The sequence below is a fragment of the Streptacidiphilus sp. MAP12-16 genome (assembly GCF_041262165.1).
Classification (GTDB): domain Bacteria; phylum Actinomycetota; class Actinomycetes; order Streptomycetales; family Streptomycetaceae; genus Streptacidiphilus.
Window position 1 is genome coordinate 80,542 of sequence record NZ_JBGCBY010000016.1, and the last position, 17,784, is coordinate 98,325.

A 17,784-nucleotide genomic window follows, 5' to 3' on the forward strand; every position below is an offset into this window, starting at 1 on the left:
CCACATGACGGACAGTCGCCGCCCACCCACTGGAACCAGGAGTAAAGTCCCGGGCATGTCTCGCACTCTCCGCCTCGCAGTGATCCCCGGTGACGGCATCGGCCAGGAAGTCGTCGCCGAAGGGCTCAAGGTCCTCGACGCCGCCCTCCCCGCCGACACCAAGGTGGAGAGCACCGAGTACGACCTGGGCGCTCGCCGCTACCACGCCACCGGCGAAACCCTGCCGGACAGCGTGCTCGACGAGCTCAAGGGCCACGACGCGATCCTGCTGGGCGCCGTCGGCGATCCCTCCGTCCCCTCCGGCGTGCTGGAGCGCGGCCTGCTGCTCAAGCTGCGCTTCGCCTTCGACCACCACGTCAACCTGCGTCCCGGCAAGCTCTTCCCGGGCGTCAGCTCCCCGCTCGCGGGCGAGCCACAGATCGACTTCGTGGTCGTCCGCGAGGGCACCGAGGGCCCGTACGTCGGCAACGGCGGCACCCTGCGCACCGGTACCCCGCAGGAGATCGCCACCGAGGTCAGCCTGAACACGGCCTTCGGCATCGAGCGCGTCGTCCGCGATGCCTTTGCCCGGGCCCAGGCGCGCCCCCGCAAGAAGCTCACGCTGGTCCACAAGAACAACGTGCTGGTCCACGCCGGTCACCTGTGGACCCGGATCTTCCAGCAGGTCGCCACCGAGTTTCCCGAGGTCAGCACCGACTACCTGCACGTCGACGCCGCGACGATCTTCTTCGTCACCCAGCCCGAGCGCTTCGACGTCATCGTCACCGACAACCTCTTCGGTGACATCCTCACCGACCTGGCGGCCGCCGTCACCGGCGGCATCGGCCTCGCCGCCAGCGGGAACATCAACCCCAGCGGCGAGTTCCCGTCGATGTTCGAGCCGGTCCACGGCTCGGCTCCGGACATCGCCGGCCAGGGCAAGGCCGACCCGACCGCCACCGTGCTGTCCGTCGCCATGCTGCTGCAGCACCTCGGCCTGAACGCCGAGGCGGCCAGGATCGAGGCGGCCGTCGCGGCGGACCTCGCCGAGCGCGTCGGCAAGCCCGCCCGCTCCACTTCCGAGGTCGGCGACGCACTCGCTGCCCGAGTAGCTGGCTGACCGGCCGGTCACCTGAAGTCCAGGACCGCAAGCGGTCCGGAGGACAGCGAGCCGAAACCGGCTGGTCAGCAACTATCTGTGACCCCGGCACCACCGGTACGCACCCTCCGGGCCGCTTTGTCGTGCTTCGGCGCCCGTGGCTGTCCCAGTGGCCGGGGAAAGTGCGACCATCGACCCTGGGCCTCCACGACCGTTCGGGCGGCCCGCCATGACGACACGGTGAAGGACGTATCCGCCATGACCTCCCCCATCGAGATCGAGCTCAAGCCCTCGGCTCACCCGCTGGCCGCAGAAGAGCGCGAGGCCCGGTTGGCCAATCCCGGCTTCGGCCGCTACTTCACCGACAACATGGTGACCATCCGCTGGACCGAGGGCAGGGGCTGGCACGACGCCCAGCTTGTCCCCTACGGTCCGCTGGAGATCGACCCGGCCAACGCGATCCTTCACTACGGCCAGTCGATCTTCGAGGGACTGAAGGCGTACCGCACCGCAGACGGCAGCGTCCAGACCTTCCGTCCGTACGCCAACGCGGAGCGCTTCCAGTCCTCCGCGCGCCGCCTGGCCATGCCGGAGCTGCCGCAGGAGACATTCGTCGCCGCCGTCGAGGCGCTGGTCCACCAGGACCAGGCGTGGGTCCCCACCCAGGACGAGGCCAGCCTCTACCTGCGCCCCTTCATGATCGCGACCGAGGTCGGCCTGGGCGTGCGCCCCGCCAACGAGTATCTGTTCATGATCATCGCCTCCCCGGCCGGGGCCTACTTCCCCGGCGGCATCAAGCCGGTCTCGGTCTGGCTCTCCGAGGAGTACGTCCGCGCGGCGCCCGGCGGCACCGGTGCCGCCAAGTGCGGCGGCAACTACGCCGCCTCGCTGATCGCCCAGGCCCAGGCCGCGGAGAAGGGCTGCGACCAGGTCGTCTGGCTGGACGCGATCGAGCGGCGCTGGATCGAGGAGATGGGCGGCATGAATCTCTACTTCGTCTTCGGCGAAGGCGAGAACGCCCGCATCGTCACCCCCGAGCTTTCCGGCTCGCTCCTGCCGGGCATCACCCGCGACTCCCTCCTCTCCATCGCCGCCGACCTCGGCTACCCCACCGAGGAGCGGAAGATCTCCACCGACGAGTGGCGCGACGGCAACGCCGACGGCACCCTCACCGAGGTCTTCGCGTGCGGCACTGCCGCCGTGATCACCCCGGTCGGCTCGGTCAAGTCCGCCCGCGGCGACTGGACGGTCGGCGACGGCACCCCCGGACCGGTCACCCTGAAGCTCCGGGAGACCCTGCTCGCGCTGCAGACCGGCCGCCGCGAGGACACCCACGGCTGGATGCACCCGATCGTCTGATCGGGGGGTGCGCGGGGCGCGGACCGTTGGCGATTCGTCCGAATGGCGAGACCGACTGTCCGCGCCACGTGCGCTGTGCCAGACTGCTGCCGTGTCCTCGCTCGCGCTCATTATTGGCAGCAGGCGCGCCGGTCCGCAGTGACCGCTCCGCACGATCGACCCGTCGCGGAACGGACACCGTGTCCTCAGACCCGCGCGCAGACCTCTCGCATCCGCGAGGGGTCTTTTTCGTTGCCCGGCGCGTTCCCACAAGGAACCGCCCGACGACCAAGGCGCGCGCGGCGAAGGTGGACAGTGGAGTCGGAGCCCCCCGGTAGGCACCCCAGCCTTCCGGGGGCCCACGAGCCTGTCCCTGGACAAGCTCCCCGCCCCGGACAGGAGACCCCCAGGCAATGACCCTCAACGACGACTTCCACGTCTTCGACACGACCCTGCGCGACGGTGCGCAGCGCGAGGGCATCAACCTCACCGTCGCCGACAAGCTCACCATCGCCCGGCATCTGGACGACTTCGGCGTCGGCTTCATCGAAGGCGGCTGGCCCGGCGCCAACCCCCGTGACACCGAGTTCTTCGCCCGCGCCGCGGACGAGCTGGAGTTCAGGAACGCGAAGCTGGTCGCCTTCGGGGCGACCCGGCGGGCCGGTGGGGAGGCCGCGACCGACGCGCAGCTCGCCGCGCTGGTCGCGTCCGGCGCCCCGGTGGTGACCCTGGTCGCCAAGTCGCACGACCGCCACGTCGAGCTCGCCCTGCGCACCACGCTGGACGAGAACCTCGCCATGGTCGCCGACAGCGTGCGCTTCCTGCGCTCGCAGGGCCGCCGGGTGTTCATCGACTGCGAGCACTTCTTCGACGGCTACAAGGCCAACCGCGACTACGCCCTCGCCGTGGTCCGCACCGCCCACGAGGCAGGCGCGGACGTGGTCGTGCTCTGCGACACCAACGGCGGGATGCTCCCGGCCGGTGTCACCGCGATCGTCGCCGAGGTCCTGAAGGAGACCGGAGCCCGTCTCGGCATCCACGCCCAGGACGACACCGGCTGCGCCGTCGCCAACACCCTGGCCGCGGTCGACGCCGGGGCCACCCACGTCCAGTGCACCGCCAACGGCTACGGCGAGCGCGTCGGCAACGCCAACCTGTTCCCGGTCACCGCGGCACTGGAGCTCAAGCACGACCGCCGGGTGCTCCCCGAGGGCTCGTTGCGGGAGATGACCCGGATCTCGCACGCCATCGCCGAGGTGGTCAACCTGACTCCCTCGACCCACCAGCCCTACGTCGGTGTCTCCGCGTTCGCCCACAAGGCCGGGCTGCACGCCTCCGCCATCAAGGTCGACCCGGACCTCTACCAGCACACCGACCCGGCCCTGGTCGGCAACAGCATGCGGATGCTGGTCTCGGACATGGCCGGCCGCGCCTCCGTCGAGCTCAAGGCCAAGGAGTTGGGGTACGACCTGTCCACCGATCGGGACACCATCGGCCGCATCGTCGCCACAGTCAAGGAGCGCGAGAACGTCGGCTACACCTACGAGGCCGCCGACGCCTCCTTCGAACTGCTGCTGCGCGACGAGGTCAACGGGAACCACAGGCGCTTCTTCGAGCTCGAGTCCTGGCGGACCATCAGCGAGCAGCGCGCGGACGGCAGTCAGGCCAACGAGGCGACGGTGAAGCTGCACGTCCAGGGTGAGCGCATCATCGCCACCGGCGAGGGCAACGGACCGGTCAACGCCCCGGACATGGCGCTGCGGGCGGCCCTGGCCCGGTTCTACCCGCAGATCGCCGCGATGGAACTGGTGGACTACAAGGTCCGGATCCTGGAGGGCCAGCACGGGACGACCTCGCGGACCCGGGTGCTGATCACCACCAGCGACGGCAAGGACGAGTGGGCCACGGTCGGGGTGGGCGAGAACGTGATCGCCGCGTCCTGGCAGGCGCTCGACGACGCCTACACCTACGGGCTGATCCAGGCCGGCCTGGAGCCGTAGAGAGAACCCCCAGTGCCGGTAAGCCTGAAGCCGGTCTGAGCCTCCGTCAGATGCCAAGGGGCCGCCGCGCGGTGTGCGCGGCAGCCCCTTGGCATCTGCTCGTCAGCGCAGTCGCGCCAGCAGCGCGTGCTCCACCAGGGTGATCAGAGCAGACTTGGCGCTGTCCCGGCGTCGGGCGTCGGTGGTGATGACGGGTGTGTCGGGGCCGAGTTGGAGTGCTTCGCGGACTTCTTCGGGGTTGTGGGTCTGGTTGCCGTCGAAGGCGTTGAGGGCGACGACGAAGGGGAGTCCGCTGTTTTCGAAGTAGTCGATTGCGGGGAAGCAGTCGGCGAGGCGGCGGGTGTCGACCAGGACGACGGCGCCGATGGCGCCGCGGACGAGGTCGTCCCACATGAACCAGAAGCGGTCCTGTCCGGGGGTGCCGAACAGGTAGAGGATCAGGTCCTCGTCGAGCGTGATGCGGCCGAAGTCCATGGCCACCGTGGTGGTGGTCTTGTCGGCGACATGGCTGAGGTCGTCGATGCCCGCGGACGCGGAGGTCATCACGGCTTCGGTGCGCAGCGGGTTGATCTCGGAGACGGCCCCGACCAGGGTCGTCTTGCCCACGCCGAAGCCTCCCGCGACGACGATCTTCGCGGAGGTGGTTGTGCGGGCTCCGGTGGCGGCCGGTGGCGCGGGCCTAGAGCTTGCGAAGTCCACTGAGCACCCTTTCGAGCAGTGTCACGTCTGGCGTGCCACCGGATTCGCCTCCGGCGGCGGGTTGGTGGATCGCGACCAGGCCGGACTCGGCCAGGTCGGCGACGAGGATGCGGGCCACGCCGAGCGGCATGGACAGCAGCGCCGAGATCTCGGCCACGGACTTGATGTCCCGGCAGAGGTTGCAGATCCGCTGGTGTTCGGGGAGGAGCGAGCCGATCCGTTCCTGGGCCGCCGTGGTGGAGACGAGAGCCTCGATCGCGAGCTGGTACCGGGGCCGGGTCCGGCCGCCGGTCATCGCGTACGGGCGGATCAGCGGTTCCTCGTCGGGCTCGGGCTCCTGCGGCGGCTGGTGCTTCCAGTCGTCCGCGTGCTCGGGGCGCCCCTCGTAGGGGTTGAAGCCGCCGTTGGAGCCGGGTCCGGCGCTGCCCGGGTACGGGTTCTCCTGGTAGGGGGAGCCGCTGTAACCGGTCCGCTGGTCCTGATCGTATCCGGGGTAGCCCGGGGCGTAGCCGCCGCCGGGACCGCCGAACGCGTCATGGCCTGTACCGGGATAGCCGGTGCCGTACTGGCCGTTCTGGTCCTCGGGCGGTGTCACGGTTCCTCCTCACAGTGGAGCGACAGGGGCATTGCGGCTCTTGCTGATCGTGCGGTGGTGCCGGTTCTGCGGACGTTCAGTGGAGCAGGCTGCCCTGGAGCTCCGCGCGAAGCGCCGGGGTGAGTACCGTACCGGCGCGGTCGACGAGGAGGGCCATCTCGTAGCCGACCAGGCCGATGTCGCTGTCGGGGGAGGCGAGGACGGCGAGTGAGGATCCGTCGGACACAGCCATGATGAAGAGGAAACCGCGTTCCATCTCGACGACGGTCTGGGTGACCCGGCCGCCTTCGAAGATCCGGGAGGCTCCCTGGGTGAGGGAGGTCAGCCCGGAGGCCACGGCGGCGAGCTGGTCGGCGCGGTCGCGAGGGAAGCCCTCGGACATCGCGAGCAGGAGACCGTCGGCGGAGACCACCACCGTGTGCGACACCCCGGGGGTGTTGTCCACGAAGTTGGTGATCAGCCAGTTGAGGTTCTGTGCCGCCTGGGACATCTGACTCACTGCTAACGCTCCGGGTGGTTCGGGCCGCCGAAGAGATCGGCGCCGCCGTGCTGGTCGGGGGAGGGGGTGTCGCCTGCGCTGTGTCCCTGCTGGATGCCGCGGCGCAGGTTGGTGAGTCGCCCGCGGACCTCCTCGGGGGAACGGGACAGCTGCGGTGCGGTGGCCTGCGAGGCGGTGCTGGGCTCCTGGACGTTGCCCGGGAGCAGGTTCTGCCGGGGCACGCGGCGGGGGAGACCGGCGGGGGTGGTGCCCCCGGTGCTGGGCTCGGCCGCAGCGGGCGGCGCGAACGAGGCGGCCGACGACAGGCTGGGGGTCTGCTCGTCCTCCTCCTCGCGGGCACCGGTGAACCAGTTGGGGCGCTCGCCGACCTCGCGGTCGCCGATGGCCCGGCCGCCCAGTGCCTGGCCGGGACGGCGCGTGGGGAGCGAGCCGTTGGCTGTCGCAGCGGGCGCGGGGGACGGCCGCTGCGGCAGAGCGGGCGGGGAGGAGGGGAGTCTGGAAGCGGATGGCGGGGGTGCCATGGGCGTCTCTGGTGCGGGTGCGGGGGCGGTGTGGGCGTTCTCCGAGTAGTACGGGTGACCGTACTGGGGCTCGGGCTGGTACGGGTCCTGCGGGCCGTACTGCTCGTGGCCGTACTGCTCGTTCGCCTGGTACCCCTGGGCGGCGTACGGCTCCTCGGCCCGGAACGGGTCACGGGCGAACGGGTCCTGAGCGCCGGCGGACTCGAAGTCCGCGGCGGTGTAGCGGCCGGCCTCGTACGTGGCGTCCGGAGCCGGGTAGGACGGCGCGGGGAAGTCGCCGAAATCGTCGTAGCCGGCCGAGGCAGAAGCCGGTTCCGGCGCAGGGGCGCCGTACTGTCCCGGGTACCGGTCGGCCTGCTGCGGGCCGCCGAACTCCGGAGCGAAGGCGTTGCCGTAGTCCTGGTAGCCGTCGGCGCCGAACCCCTGCGGAACGCCCTGGGACGGGGGCTGCGTCGGGGACTGGGGCGCTGCCTGGGGCGCGGACTCCAGCGCCGCCTGGTCGCGCCGCTGGCCGGGGCGCAGCGGGCGCGGCGCGGGCACGCCGTTGGCGGTGCTCCCGGCCTGCGACTGCCGCTCGTAGCGGCTGTCGTCGAAGCCGTACTCGCTCGCGGTGCGGGTGTCGGGGACCGCGAACGCCTTCGGGTCCTCGCCGTAGATCCGGGAGACGGTGAACTGCTCCTCGGGCTCGGCCGCGCGGGGCAGCTGGGTGAGGTGGTCGGGGACCATCACCAGCGAGGTGGTTCCGGCGGACTCGCCGGAGGGGCGCAGCTGGACCCGGATCCCGTGGCGCTCGGCCAGGCGGCCGACCACGAACAGACCCATCTGCCGGGAGACGGAGGCGTCCACGGTCGGCGGTTCGGCGAGCTTGCTGTTGATCTCGGCGAAGTCCTCGGCGGTGAGGCCGATGCCCTTGTCGTGGATCTCGACCAGCACCCGCTGGTCGGGCAGCCGGGTCGCGGTGACCCTGACCCGGGTCTGCGGGCTGGAGAAGGTGGTGGCGTTCTCCAGCAGCTCGGCGAGCAGGTGCACCATGTCGGTGACCGCGGGGCCGATCACGTCGGTCTCGGGGATGCCGCTGAGCTCGATGCGTTCGTACTGCTCCACCTCGGAGGCGGCGGCACGGAGCACGTCGACCAGCGGGATCGGGTCGCTCCACTCGCGTCCTGCGGATTCGCCCGCGAGGACGAGCAGGTTCTCTCCATTGCGCCGCATACGGGTGGCCAGGTGGTCCAGCTTGAACAGGCTCTCCAGCTGGTCCGGGTCGGCTTCGTTGTTCTCCAGGTCGGTGATCAGGCCGAGTTGGCGCTCGATCAGGCCCTGGCTGCGGCGTGACAGGTTGGTGAAGATCGCGTTGACGTTGCCCCGGAGCAGGGCCTGCTCGGAGGCCAGCCGGATCGCCTCGCGGTGGACGTCGTCGAAGGCGCGGGCGACCTCGCCGATCTCGTCCCTCCCGGTGAGCGGGATGGGCTTGACGGTGGTGTCGACGCGCTCGGGGTCGGTCTTGGAGAGCTTCTGGACCAGGTCGGGCAGCCGCACCGAGGCGATGTCCTGGGCGCTGTCGCGCAGGGTGCGCATACCGCGCACCATGGAGCGGCCCATCAGGTAGGCGAGCACCCCGGCGAACAGGATCAGCGCCAGTGCCTCGGCGGCGACCGAGATCGCCTGCTGGGTGGCGTCGCTCTGGGCCTTGTGCGCGTCAGCGACGATCTGGTCGGTGATCGCCTGCTCGACCGTGCGCTGCTGGTCGATCCGGGTGGTGGCCAGCTGGAACCAGGAGTCGAAGGTGACCCCGGACGGCTTGAGTGACGGCTTGTTCATCAGGCCGATGAGCGTCAGCTCGGCCGGATCGAGGTTCTGCCCGATCACCGTCTTGTTGTACAGGGCCAGGTCCGAGGGGATCCCGGCGAGGAGGAACTGGCCCAGCGAGGTCGAGGTCAGCTTGTTCGCCACCTGCACGCCCATGCCCAGCGCGGCCGGCATCTTGTCGCTGACCAGCGCGATGGTCATCAGGTTGCGCTCGGTGGACGTGGACGCCTTGGCCAGGCTCAGCGCGTAGAGCTCGCGACCGCGGCTGTTGACGTTGTTGTTGCCGAACGTCAGTTCGTTGTCGAGGCCCATCAGCGGGAAGAACAGGCTCGAGTACCCCTGCTGGGTGTCGATCGGGTTCTTCGTCCGGGAGTTGCCGTTGCCGCGCAGATCACCGAGACCGCCGACCGGCTTGTTGGCCGCCGTGTTGAAGGTGCCGAGCTCGGTGCTGATCCGGTCGTCGCTCTTCACCGACTTGGCGTCGGCGTTCATCGTCACGATGTCGGCATTGGTCTTCTGCCTGGCGGCGGCGACCTTGGGGTCGTTCTGTATACCGGCCAGTTGCGGAGCCACCGCGAGGTCGCGCTCGTTCTCCAGGTCGTCGACCACCGTGGAGGAGTCGCGGACCAGGACGGCGATCTTCTCGTTCTGGCTGGCCGCCGTGGCGAGGTCCAGCTGGTCCTTGACGCGTAGTCCGGCGAAGGTCAACCCGGTGAGCACCGGGACGAGCACGATGGCTGTCAGCCGGGTGGGGACGCGCCAGTGGCGGAAGCTCCAAGAGGAGCCACCGCCGTCCACGGGGAAGGAATCGGCCTGCCGCGGTCCGGGGTCTGCCTGCTTCTGCCTCACTCGACAACAACCTCTCGGCCAGGGCGGCCATGTTCTTACAGATCTGCGCGGATCGCAGGAATTTCAGCACGTAAGTGGTGTACGGGCCAAACACCTGGGCCAGCTCCGCGTCCTGACGATAAATGGGACATAAGGTCCCAGGTGCCGCGAATGCGCTCCCAATAATGGGCGCTGCGTGCGCATGTGCTCACCGATGGTGATTCCCGTGAAGGAATTGTGTGCCGAACCGTTATGCAAAGTTCGGCACCGGATGGCTCCGGCCTACCTCAGCCGGGCCAGAAGTGCGTGTTCGACGAGCGTGATGAGTGCTGACTTGGCGCTGTCCCGGCGTCGGGCGTCGGTGGTGATGACGGGTGTGTCGGGGCCGAGTTGGAGTGCTTCGCGGACTTCTTCGGGGTTGTGGGTCTGGTTGCCGTCGAAGGCGTTGAGGGCGACGACGAAGGGGAGTCCGCTGTTTTCGAAGTAGTCGATTGCGGGGAAGCAGTCGGCGAGGCGGCGGGTGTCGACCAGGACGACGGCGCCGATGGCGCCGCGGACGAGGTCGTCCCACATGAACCAGAAGCGGTCCTGTCCGGGGGTGCCGAACAGGTAGAGGATCAGGTCCTCGTCCAGCGTGATGCGGCCGAAGTCCATGGCCACCGTGGTGGTGGTCTTTCCGCTGACGTGCGTCAGATCGTCGATCCCGGCGCTGGCCGAGGTCATCACGGCTTCGGTGCGCAGCGGGTTGATCTCGGAGACGGCCCCGACCAGGGTCGTCTTGCCCACGCCGAAGCCTCCCGCGACGACGATCTTCGCGGAGGTCGTGGCTCGGGTCGGCGCGGGCGCGAAGGGCGCCGCGGGCCTAGAGCTTGCGTAGTCCACTGAGCACCCTTTCGAGCAGTGTGACGGCCGGGGTGCCGCCGGATTCGGAGGCGGCGGCGGGTTGGTGGATCGCGACCAGGCCGGCTTCGGCCAGGTCGGCGACGAGGATACGGGCCACACCGAGCGGCATGGGCACCAGCGCGGAGACCTCCGCGACGGACTTGACCTCACGGCACAGCTGCACGATCCGAGCGTGCTCGGGAAGCAGTGACCCTGCCCGGTCGGCCTGCGCCGTGGTGGATATCAGCGCCTCGATGGCCAGCTGGTACCGGGGCCGGGTCCGTCCGCCGGTCATCGCGTACGGACGCACCAGCGGCTGTTGGGCGCCGCTGTAGCCGCTGCCGTACGAACCGGTGGAGCCTTGGGGCGGGGTCATCTGTCCTCCTTGAGCTGCAGCGGTCCGTCGTGCCTCTCCGCGGCGGGGTGGTGATGTGAGGGGAAGCCGTTCAGTGGAGCAGGCTGCCCTGGAGCTCCGTGCGGAGCGCCGGGGTGAGTACGTCGCCGGTGCGGTCGACGAGGAGGGCCATCTCGTAGCCGACCAGGCCGATGTCGCTGTCGGGGGAGGCGAGGACGGCGAGTGAGGATCCGTCGGACACAGCCATGATGAAGAGGAAACCGCGTTCCATCTCGACGACGGTCTGGGTGACCCGGCCGCCTTCGAAGATCCGGGAGGCTCCCTGGGTGAGGGAGGTCAGCCCGGAGGCCACGGCGGCGAGCTGGTCGGCGCGGTCGCGGGGGAAACCCTCGGACATCGCGAGCAGGAGACCGTCGGCGGAGACCACCACCGTGTGCGACACCCCGGGGGTGTTGTCCACGAAGTTGGTGATCAACCAGTTCAGATTGTGTGCCGCTTGGCTCATCTGGCTCATCTGAATCAACGCTCCTGGGGGTTGGTGCCGTACGGGCCGTTGTTCTGGTTGCCCTGGTTCGGGGCGCCCGTTCCTGCCTGGCGACCCTGTTGGATGCCGCGACGCAGGTTGGTGAGTCGCCCGCGGACCTCCTCGGGGGAGCGGGAGACCTGGGGGCCCTCGGCAGGGGCGGACTCCGCCGTCCCGGGCACGAGGTTGGCCTTGGGCACCCGGCGGGGGAGACCGGAGGGAAGGACGCCGCCCGCGCTGGGCTCGCGGACCTGCTCGGCCCGGCGCCACACCTCGTCGTTGGCGGAGGCCCGCCACGGGCTGGCCGCGGGCGAGCCCTCGGCCACGCCGCGCTGCGGCTGCGGGCGCTGCGGCGGGGCGCCGAACGGCGCCTGCTCCGCGGGGGCCTGCTGCGGCATCTGCTGCGTTACCTCCGGCCTTCCCAACGGGCGCTGCTGCGGCCGCTGCTGGGGCGCCTGGCCCGGCTGCGGCTGGGCCTGCGGCGCCTGTCCGGCGGACGCGGAGTCGCCGTACACCTGGACCGCGCGCATCCGGTCGGCCCGGCCGCTGCGGAACCAGTTGGACTCCATCGCCTCAAAGATCGGCGAACTGCCCGCGCCGGCCTCGGCCGGCGGCAGGGCCCGGGTCAGCGGGTGGTTGGCCGGGTCCTGCGGCGAGGCGGGCGGGAGTGCCATCGACTGCTGCTGCTGGGCCTGGGTGGGCTGCTGCTGGAACTGCCCCGGCTGCTGCTGGAACTGCTGCGGCTGCGGGGCGACCGGGCGGGGCGGCATCGGCTGCGAGGGCACCGGACGTGCCGGCGGGTCCTCGTCGAAGTGCGGACGGGCGAACTGCAGGGTGCCGTCCTGGGCCTCGACGGGCTGCGGGCGACCGCCGGCGGGGGAACCGTGCTGCGGCTGCTCGGCCCAGAGGCTGGGCTCGTTCAGGGCAGCGGGCGGCATCTGCGGCTGCTGCGGCGCGGACTGCTGCTGTGCCTGTGCGGGCTGCGGCTGCTGCGGCTCGCGACGTGACTGCGGCCCGGTCGGGGCGCCGCCCATGGGCGAAGTGCCCTGCGGGAGCGGCGCGTTGTCGCGGCGCGGCAGTCCGGGCTGCTGCGGAGCCTGCGGGGGCAGCGACGGACGGGCCGTCGGGCCACCTGCGGAGCCGCCCAGCGGGGTGCGGTTGGGAGCCGACGGCATCGCGTTGCGCTGCTGCTGTCCGCGGAGCTGGGGACCGCCCTGAGGGCCGCCCTGCATCGCGCCCTGCGGGCGCTGCTGGCCGGGGCCCTGCGCACCGCCGCGGCGCTCGGCCGCGTTGGTGACGTCCACCGGCAGCATGACCAGCGCGGTGGTGCCGCCGGAGTCGCTGGGGCGCAGCTGGATCCGGATGCCGTGACGCAGCGAGAGTCGACCGACCACGAAGAGGCCCATCCGGCGGGAGACGGAGACGTCCACCACGGGCGGGTTGGCCAGGCGCTCGTTGATCTCGGCGAGGTCGTCGGGGGAGAGGCCGATGCCGGTGTCGTGGATCTCGACCAGCACCCGACCGTCGGGCAGGGCGTGACCGGTGACCCGGACCCGGGTCTGCGGGCTGGAGAACGAGGTCGCGTTCTCCAGCAGCTCGGCGAGCAGGTGGACGAGGTCGTTGACGACTCGTCCGGCCACGTCGGCGGTGGGCACCGAGGCGAGCTCGATGCGCTCGTACTGCTCCACCTCGGAGGCGGCGGCACGGAGCACGTCGACCAGGGGAACGGGGCGGGTCCAGCGGCGGCCCGGGTCCTCGCCCGCGAGGACCAGGAGGTTCTCGCCGTTACGGCGCATACGGGTCGCCAGGTGGTCCAGCTTGAAGAGGCTGGCCAGCTGGTCCGGGTCCGCCTCGCGGCTCTCCAGCTCGGAGATCATCGACAGCTGGCGCTGGATCAGACCCTGGGAGCGGCGCGAGAGGTTGGTGAACATCGCGTTGATGTTGCCTCGCAGCAGGGCCTGCTCGGCGGCCAGTCGGACCGCCTGGGCGTGCACCTGGTCGAACGCCCGGGCCACGTGCCCGATCTCGTCGGTGGTGTTGATACCGATGGGGGCGACCGAGGTGTCGACGTCCTGCGGGTCCGACTCGGACAGGGTGCGGACGAGTTCCGGCAGCCGGTGCTCGGCGACGTCCTCGGCGGCTTCCTGCAGCTTGCTCAGGGTGCGCACCATCGAGCGCGCCACGAGAGCCGCGCCGGCCACGGCGAAGAGCAGGACCAGGGCGATCAGCACGGCGTTGATGATCGCGTCGGTCTGGGCCTGGTTGCGCAGCTGGGTCGTCTGCACGTTCAGCTGGGTGACCAGGATGCTCTCGTCCGCGGTCATCGAGTTGAACTGAGCGGTGGCCTCCGCGTCCCAGTCGGAGAAGCTGGGGAGGGTGGCGATGGACGCGAAGTCGTCGGGCGTGTTCAGCGCGGCGTTGGAGAACTGGTCCGTACGCACGACGTTGATGTTGTTCGTCCAGCTGCCGTAGAGCACCGTCGCGGCGGCGGTTCCGTACAGGCGGGTGAACGCGTCCTTGGCGCTGCCGGCGTTGGTGTACGCGGAGGCCGCGTACGCCTTGTCACCCGCGCTCAGCCGGTTCTTGCCGGAGGCCAGTCCCGCGCTGATGACGGCGCGGACGATGGACTGGTCCTCCTTCCACTTGGAGAACTCCTGCAGCGAGCGGGTCGCCTGGATCAGCTGGGTGTTGCTGGAGGCCAGCGCGACGTCCTGGCTGAGCGCCAGCAGCGGCTGGATCAGCGTGTCGTACTGGGAGACGGACTGCAGGCTGCTGGTGCCGCCCTTGGGGAAGGCGTTGGTGCGGATGGCCTGCAGGGTCCCGAGGTTCTTGTCGATGTCAAGGATGTCGACGCCGTTGCCGGGCAGGTCGGCCTGGTTGAGCGCGTTGGTCAGTGTGGTGAAGCGAGTCCGCTTGGTGTCACTGATCCGCTGGGCCGACACGATCGCGTCGTCCGTCTGGTCGTGCACGGCGGTCAGGCGCCCGGCCATGGTGTCGCGCTCGGTCTCCAGCGCGGTGGCGAGCTCGGTAGCGGCCGCGGCCACACCACCGAGCTGGGCGACCTTGGAGAGCTGCTGCTGGTTCTGCAGCGAGGTCTGGATGCGCAGGCCACCGAGGACGATGGCCGCGATCACGGGCAGCACCAGCAGAGCCGTCAGACGGGTCCGGATGCGCCAGTTGCTGAGGGCGTACCGCCTCATTCCGGTGACCCTCGCCGGGGCGAGGCGCCCTATTCGGGCCTTGGCGGCGTCGGCCGTCTTCTGGCGGCCGCCCGGCGCGCCCTTGTCGCGACCCGCACCGTCCCGACCGGCGTCGGCTGGCAGCTCCGACGGCGACGGCTGCTGACGTGCGGCTGCTTCGCGGTCCGCCGGGTCGCCCGGGCCTCCGCCACCCCTCTTGATACGTCCCTGCACTAGCGTCGCAACCTCTGGACCAGGCGTCCCCCGCGAGAACGCGGACAGGACGGTGTCGAGTTTCGGGCGGGCGTAGGTCTGATGGTCAGACCCTGGTGAGTGCCCGTGTGCCGCCGTTGAGTGGGCCCCGGCGCTGGCTGTGGCGCAGTGGAGGGGCGGCCTCCGGCGGTCCGTGGAATTTCAGCACAGTGCCGGACCTGCAACAAGGGGCGACACTGGGTAGTCGCTCTGACTACTCCCTGCACCGTTCTCCTCACTGTGTGTACCCCAGCACCCTTGGAATACTGCACCTTTCGGACAGCCGATCTTCAGGAGCACGCTTTCCGGGGTCACGGCCTGTGATTAATTTGTCCGGTCTGTTCCATATGTCTGGTTGCCAATCCAGGGCACAATGTCGTAACTGTCGGACCTGGATGTCATAAAAGTGACCAAAATCACAGGACTTCAGGTAGTGCGAGTAGGCCACTGTGTGGAATGAGATCCTGTCGGTGCACATTTAACTGCCTGCAACTGACCGTCCGACCTTCTGCCCCTGTGAGGTAGTCCGCGTGTCCACCAAGACGACGATGAGCTTCCGCCCGACGGCCAATCCCCGCCGGACGACTCTCGCCTCCCTGCCCGTCGACGGCGCTCCGGCGCTCCGTGCCTCCGCCGTCGAGCAGGCAGTGCTGCCCCAGCAGACCGCCAACCCGCGACGCACCAACCTTATGGTCGCCCCGGCTCCGAAGCCGGTCCCCGAGACGGTCTGACCCGCACGCTCCTCCGGCCGAAGGCCCTGCTGGACGCAATCCAGCAGGGCCTTCGCCGTGCCTGCCGATAGGCTGGCCACGGATCCGCCCACCGGCCGGTCCACCGTTCCATCCGCGAGTCCGAGGGGACAGCAGCCACCGTGCGTATCGCCAGGTTTTCCAGCGAGGGGACCGTTTCCTTCGGCGTCGTCGAGGGTGACGCCGCCCAACCCGAGACGCTCACCCTGCACGTCCTCTCCGGCCACCCCTTCGGCGAGCTCCAGCCCACCGGCCAGGTCCTCCCGGTCGCCGACGTGCGGCTGCTGCCGCCGATGCTGCCCAACAAGATCGTCGCGGTGGGCCGCAACTACGCCGCCCACGCCGCCGAACTGGGCAACGAGGTCCCCGAGGTCCCGCTGACCTTCTTCAAGCCCTCCACCGCGGTCGTCGGCCCCACCGAGAACATCGCCTACCCGCCGTTCTCCTCCGACGTCCAGCACGAGGCCGAGCTCGCCGTGGTCATCGGCCGGATGTGCCGCGAGGTCCCGCGTGAGCGCGTGCCCGAGGTGATCTTCGGCTACACCTGCGCCAATGACGTCACCGCCCGCGATGTGCAGCAGCGCGAGGGCCAGTGGGCCCGGGCCAAGGGCTTCGACACCTCCTGCCCGCTCGGCCCGTGGATCGAGACCGACCTCGACCCGGGCGACCTCGCGATCACCTGCACCGTCAACGGCGAGCTGCGGCAGGCCGGGCGCACCTCGCAGATGGTCCGCTCCGTCGCCGACCTGATCGTGCACATCTCCGAGGCGATGACGCTGCTTCCCGGCGACGTGATCCTCACCGGCACCCCTGCGGGCGTCGGACCCCTGAACGTCGGCGACGAGGTCGCCGTCTCCATCGAAGGCATCGGCACTCTCACCAACAAGGTGATCAAGCGTGGCTAACACTCCTGCGGACTCCCTCGACCCGACGGTCCGGGTCCGCTTCTGTCCGTCCCCGACCGGGAACCCGCACGTCGGTCTGGTCCGGACCGCCCTGTTCAACTGGGCGTTCGCGCGCCACCACGGCGGCAAGCTGGTCTTCCGGATCGAGGACACCGACGCCGCCCGGGACTCCGAGGACTCCTACAACCAGCTTCTCGACGCCATGCGCTGGCTCGGCTTCGACTGGGACGAGGGCCCCGAGGTCGGCGGCCCGCACGAGCCCTACCGGCAGTCGCAGCGGATGGACATCTACGCCGACGTCGCCGCCAGGCTCCTCGACGCGGGCCACGCCTATCGCTGCTACTGCTCCACCGAGGAACTGGACGCCCGCCGCGACGCCGCCCGCGCCGCCGGCCGGCCCTCGGGCTACGACGGTCACTGCCGTGCGCTGACCGCCGAGCAGGTCGCCGGCTACGAGGCGGAGGGGCGGCAGCCGATCGTCCGCTTCCGGATGCCCGACCAGGCCATCACCTTCACCGACCTGGTGCGCGGCGAGCTGACGTTCACCCCGGAGAACGTGCCGGACTACGGCATCGTCCGGGCCAACGGCGCTCCGCTCTACACCCTGGTCAACCCGGTGGACGACGCGCTGATGGGCATCACCCACGTGCTGCGCGGCGAGGACCTGCTCTCCTCCACGCCCCGCCAGATCGCCCTGTACCAGGCCCTCGCCGCGATCGGCGTCGGCACCGGCGTCACCCCGAAGTTCGGCCATCTGCCCTATGTCATGGGCGAGGGCAACAAGAAGCTGTCCAAGCGCGACCCGCAGGCCTCGCTCAACCTCTACCGTGAGCGCGGATTCCTCCCCGAGGGGCTGCTCAACTACCTGGCGCTGCTGGGCTGGTCGCTCACGGACGACCGGGACATCTTCTCGATGGACGAGCTGGTCGCGGCGTTCGACATCGACCGGGTGAACGCCAACCCTGCGCGCTTTGACCTCAAGAAGGCCGAGCACATCAACGCGGAGCACCTGCGAAGGCTCGCCCCCGCCGAGTTCGTCCGCCGCCTGGTCCCCTATCTGACGGCCGCCGGGCTGTTCGCGGCCGAGGGCCCGACGGACGCCCAGCTGGACCTGCTCATCGCGGCCGCGCCGCTGACGCAGGAGCGCATGGTCGTGCTCGGTGAGGTCGTCGCGATGCTCGGCTTCCTCTTCGTCGCCCCCGAGGACTTCACCCTCGATCCGACGGACGCCGAGAAGGTCCTCACCGCCGACGCTCGCCCCGTCCTCGAGGCCAGCATCAAGGCGCTGGACGAGCTGGAGGGCTTTGACCCGGACGAGATCCAGGCCAAGCTGCGCGAGGCGCTGGTCGACGGGCTGGGCATCAAGCCCAAGTTCGCCTTCACCCCGCTGCGGGTCGCCGTCACCGGCCGCCGGGTCTCTCCGCCGCTCTTCGAGTCCATGGAGCTGCTGGGCCGCGACGAGACTCTCCGCCGCCTCAACGCGGCGCTGGCGCAGGTGCGGAGCTGACCCGAACGCCGGGAGCAGGCCCGCGACGCCCGGCGCGCGGGCCTGCTGAGCTGCCCGGAGTGCTCCAT

The 17,784-nt window shown here is 70.2% G+C and carries 14 protein-coding genes; 6 read left to right on the forward strand and 8 right to left on the reverse strand.

The annotated features are described in order from the left end of the window. The first annotated feature begins 55 nt into the window (after positions 1–55). From ABIA33_RS21745 to cimA, 3 genes are all read left to right on the forward strand, one after another. Complete coding sequence (locus ABIA33_RS21745; protein ID WP_370084032.1) at positions 56–1,099, forward strand: 3-isopropylmalate dehydrogenase; 1,044 nt, start codon at positions 56–58, stop codon at positions 1,097–1,099. A gap of 237 nt (positions 1,100–1,336) precedes the next feature. Beyond that, positions 1,337–2,437, forward strand: coding sequence for a branched-chain amino acid aminotransferase (locus ABIA33_RS21750; protein WP_370084033.1), 1,101 nt, complete (start codon positions 1,337–1,339; stop codon positions 2,435–2,437). Positions 2,438–2,829: 392 nt separating this feature from the next. Further along, the gene (cimA, locus tag ABIA33_RS21755; protein ID WP_370084034.1) at positions 2,830–4,416 is read left to right on the forward strand and encodes a citramalate synthase; all 1,587 of its coding nucleotides are present in this window, start codon (positions 2,830–2,832) and stop codon (positions 4,414–4,416) included. Between the two features lie 102 nt (positions 4,417–4,518). Here cimA and ABIA33_RS21760 read toward each other — a convergent pair whose 3' ends face one another. The 8 genes from ABIA33_RS21760 to ABIA33_RS21795 form a co-directional block, all read right to left on the reverse strand. After that, the gene (locus ABIA33_RS21760) at positions 4,519–5,115 is read right to left on the reverse strand and encodes an ATP/GTP-binding protein (RefSeq protein ID WP_370084035.1); all 597 of its coding nucleotides are present in this window, start codon (positions 5,113–5,115) and stop codon (positions 4,519–4,521) included. Continuing rightward, positions 5,096–5,710, reverse strand: a complete 615-nt coding sequence (locus ABIA33_RS21765; protein ID WP_370084036.1) for a DUF742 domain-containing protein — start codon at positions 5,708–5,710, stop codon at positions 5,096–5,098. Before ABIA33_RS21765 ends, ABIA33_RS21760 begins: the two co-directional genes overlap by 20 nt. A gap of 76 nt (positions 5,711–5,786) precedes the next feature. Beyond that, positions 5,787–6,200 (reverse strand): roadblock/LC7 domain-containing protein, encoded by a 414-nt coding sequence (locus tag ABIA33_RS21770; protein WP_370084116.1) that lies wholly within the window; start codon positions 6,198–6,200, stop codon positions 5,787–5,789. Positions 6,201–6,211: 11 nt separating this feature from the next. Next, positions 6,212–9,385 (reverse strand): nitrate- and nitrite sensing domain-containing protein, encoded by a 3,174-nt coding sequence (locus ABIA33_RS21775; protein ID WP_370084037.1) that lies wholly within the window; start codon positions 9,383–9,385, stop codon positions 6,212–6,214. Between the two features lie 261 nt (positions 9,386–9,646). Continuing rightward, positions 9,647–10,246 (reverse strand): ATP/GTP-binding protein, encoded by a 600-nt coding sequence (locus ABIA33_RS21780; protein WP_370084038.1) that lies wholly within the window; start codon positions 10,244–10,246, stop codon positions 9,647–9,649. Then, positions 10,227–10,622 carry a DUF742 domain-containing protein gene (locus ABIA33_RS21785; RefSeq protein WP_370084039.1) on the reverse strand — a complete coding sequence of 132 codons (396 nt, stop codon included), beginning with the start codon at positions 10,620–10,622 and terminating at the stop codon, positions 10,227–10,229. Before ABIA33_RS21785 ends, ABIA33_RS21780 begins: the two co-directional genes overlap by 20 nt. Positions 10,623–10,692: 70 nt before the next feature. Beyond that, on the reverse strand, positions 10,693–11,115 hold the full coding sequence (locus ABIA33_RS21790; RefSeq protein ID WP_123500222.1) for a roadblock/LC7 domain-containing protein: 423 nt from the start codon (positions 11,113–11,115) through the stop codon (positions 10,693–10,695). 5 nt (positions 11,116–11,120) lie between these two features. Next, entirely contained in the window at positions 11,121–14,537 is a 3,417-nt protein-coding gene (locus ABIA33_RS21795) for a nitrate- and nitrite sensing domain-containing protein (RefSeq protein ID WP_370084040.1), read from the reverse strand. 548 nt (positions 14,538–15,085) lie between these two features. On the opposite strand from ABIA33_RS21795, the gene ABIA33_RS21800 reads away from it, so the two are divergent. From ABIA33_RS21800 to gltX, 3 genes are all read left to right on the forward strand, one after another. Continuing rightward, complete coding sequence (locus ABIA33_RS21800) at positions 15,086–15,286, forward strand: hypothetical protein (protein WP_370084041.1); 201 nt, start codon at positions 15,086–15,088, stop codon at positions 15,284–15,286. 140 nt (positions 15,287–15,426) lie between these two features. Then, positions 15,427–16,209, forward strand: coding sequence for a fumarylacetoacetate hydrolase family protein (locus tag ABIA33_RS21805; protein ID WP_370084042.1), 783 nt, complete (start codon positions 15,427–15,429; stop codon positions 16,207–16,209). Beyond that, complete coding sequence (gene gltX / locus ABIA33_RS21810; protein ID WP_370084043.1) at positions 16,202–17,716, forward strand: glutamate--tRNA ligase; 1,515 nt, start codon at positions 16,202–16,204, stop codon at positions 17,714–17,716. The genes ABIA33_RS21805 and gltX overlap by 8 nt, the downstream gene beginning before the upstream one ends. The last annotated feature ends 68 nt before the right edge of the window (positions 17,717–17,784 follow it).

Bases quoted from the DNA above. Each gene is read 5' to 3' on its own strand.
- cimA (WP_370084034.1), top strand. From the start codon at position 2,830: ATGACCCTCAACGACGACTTCCACGTCTTCGACACGACCCTGCGCGAC.
- ABIA33_RS21790 (WP_123500222.1), bottom strand. From the start codon at position 11,115: ATGAGCCAGATGAGCCAAGCGGCACACAATCTGAACTGGTTGATCACC.
- ABIA33_RS21750 (WP_370084033.1), top strand. From the start codon at position 1,337: ATGACCTCCCCCATCGAGATCGAGCTCAAGCCCTCGGCTCACCCGCTG.
- ABIA33_RS21745 (WP_370084032.1), top strand. From the start codon at position 56: ATGTCTCGCACTCTCCGCCTCGCAGTGATCCCCGGTGACGGCATCGGC.
- ABIA33_RS21770 (WP_370084116.1), bottom strand. From the start codon at position 6,200: ATGTCCCAGGCGGCACAGAACCTCAACTGGCTGATCACCAACTTCGTG.
- ABIA33_RS21785 (WP_370084039.1), bottom strand. From the start codon at position 10,622: ATGACCCCGCCCCAAGGCTCCACCGGTTCGTACGGCAGCGGCTACAGC.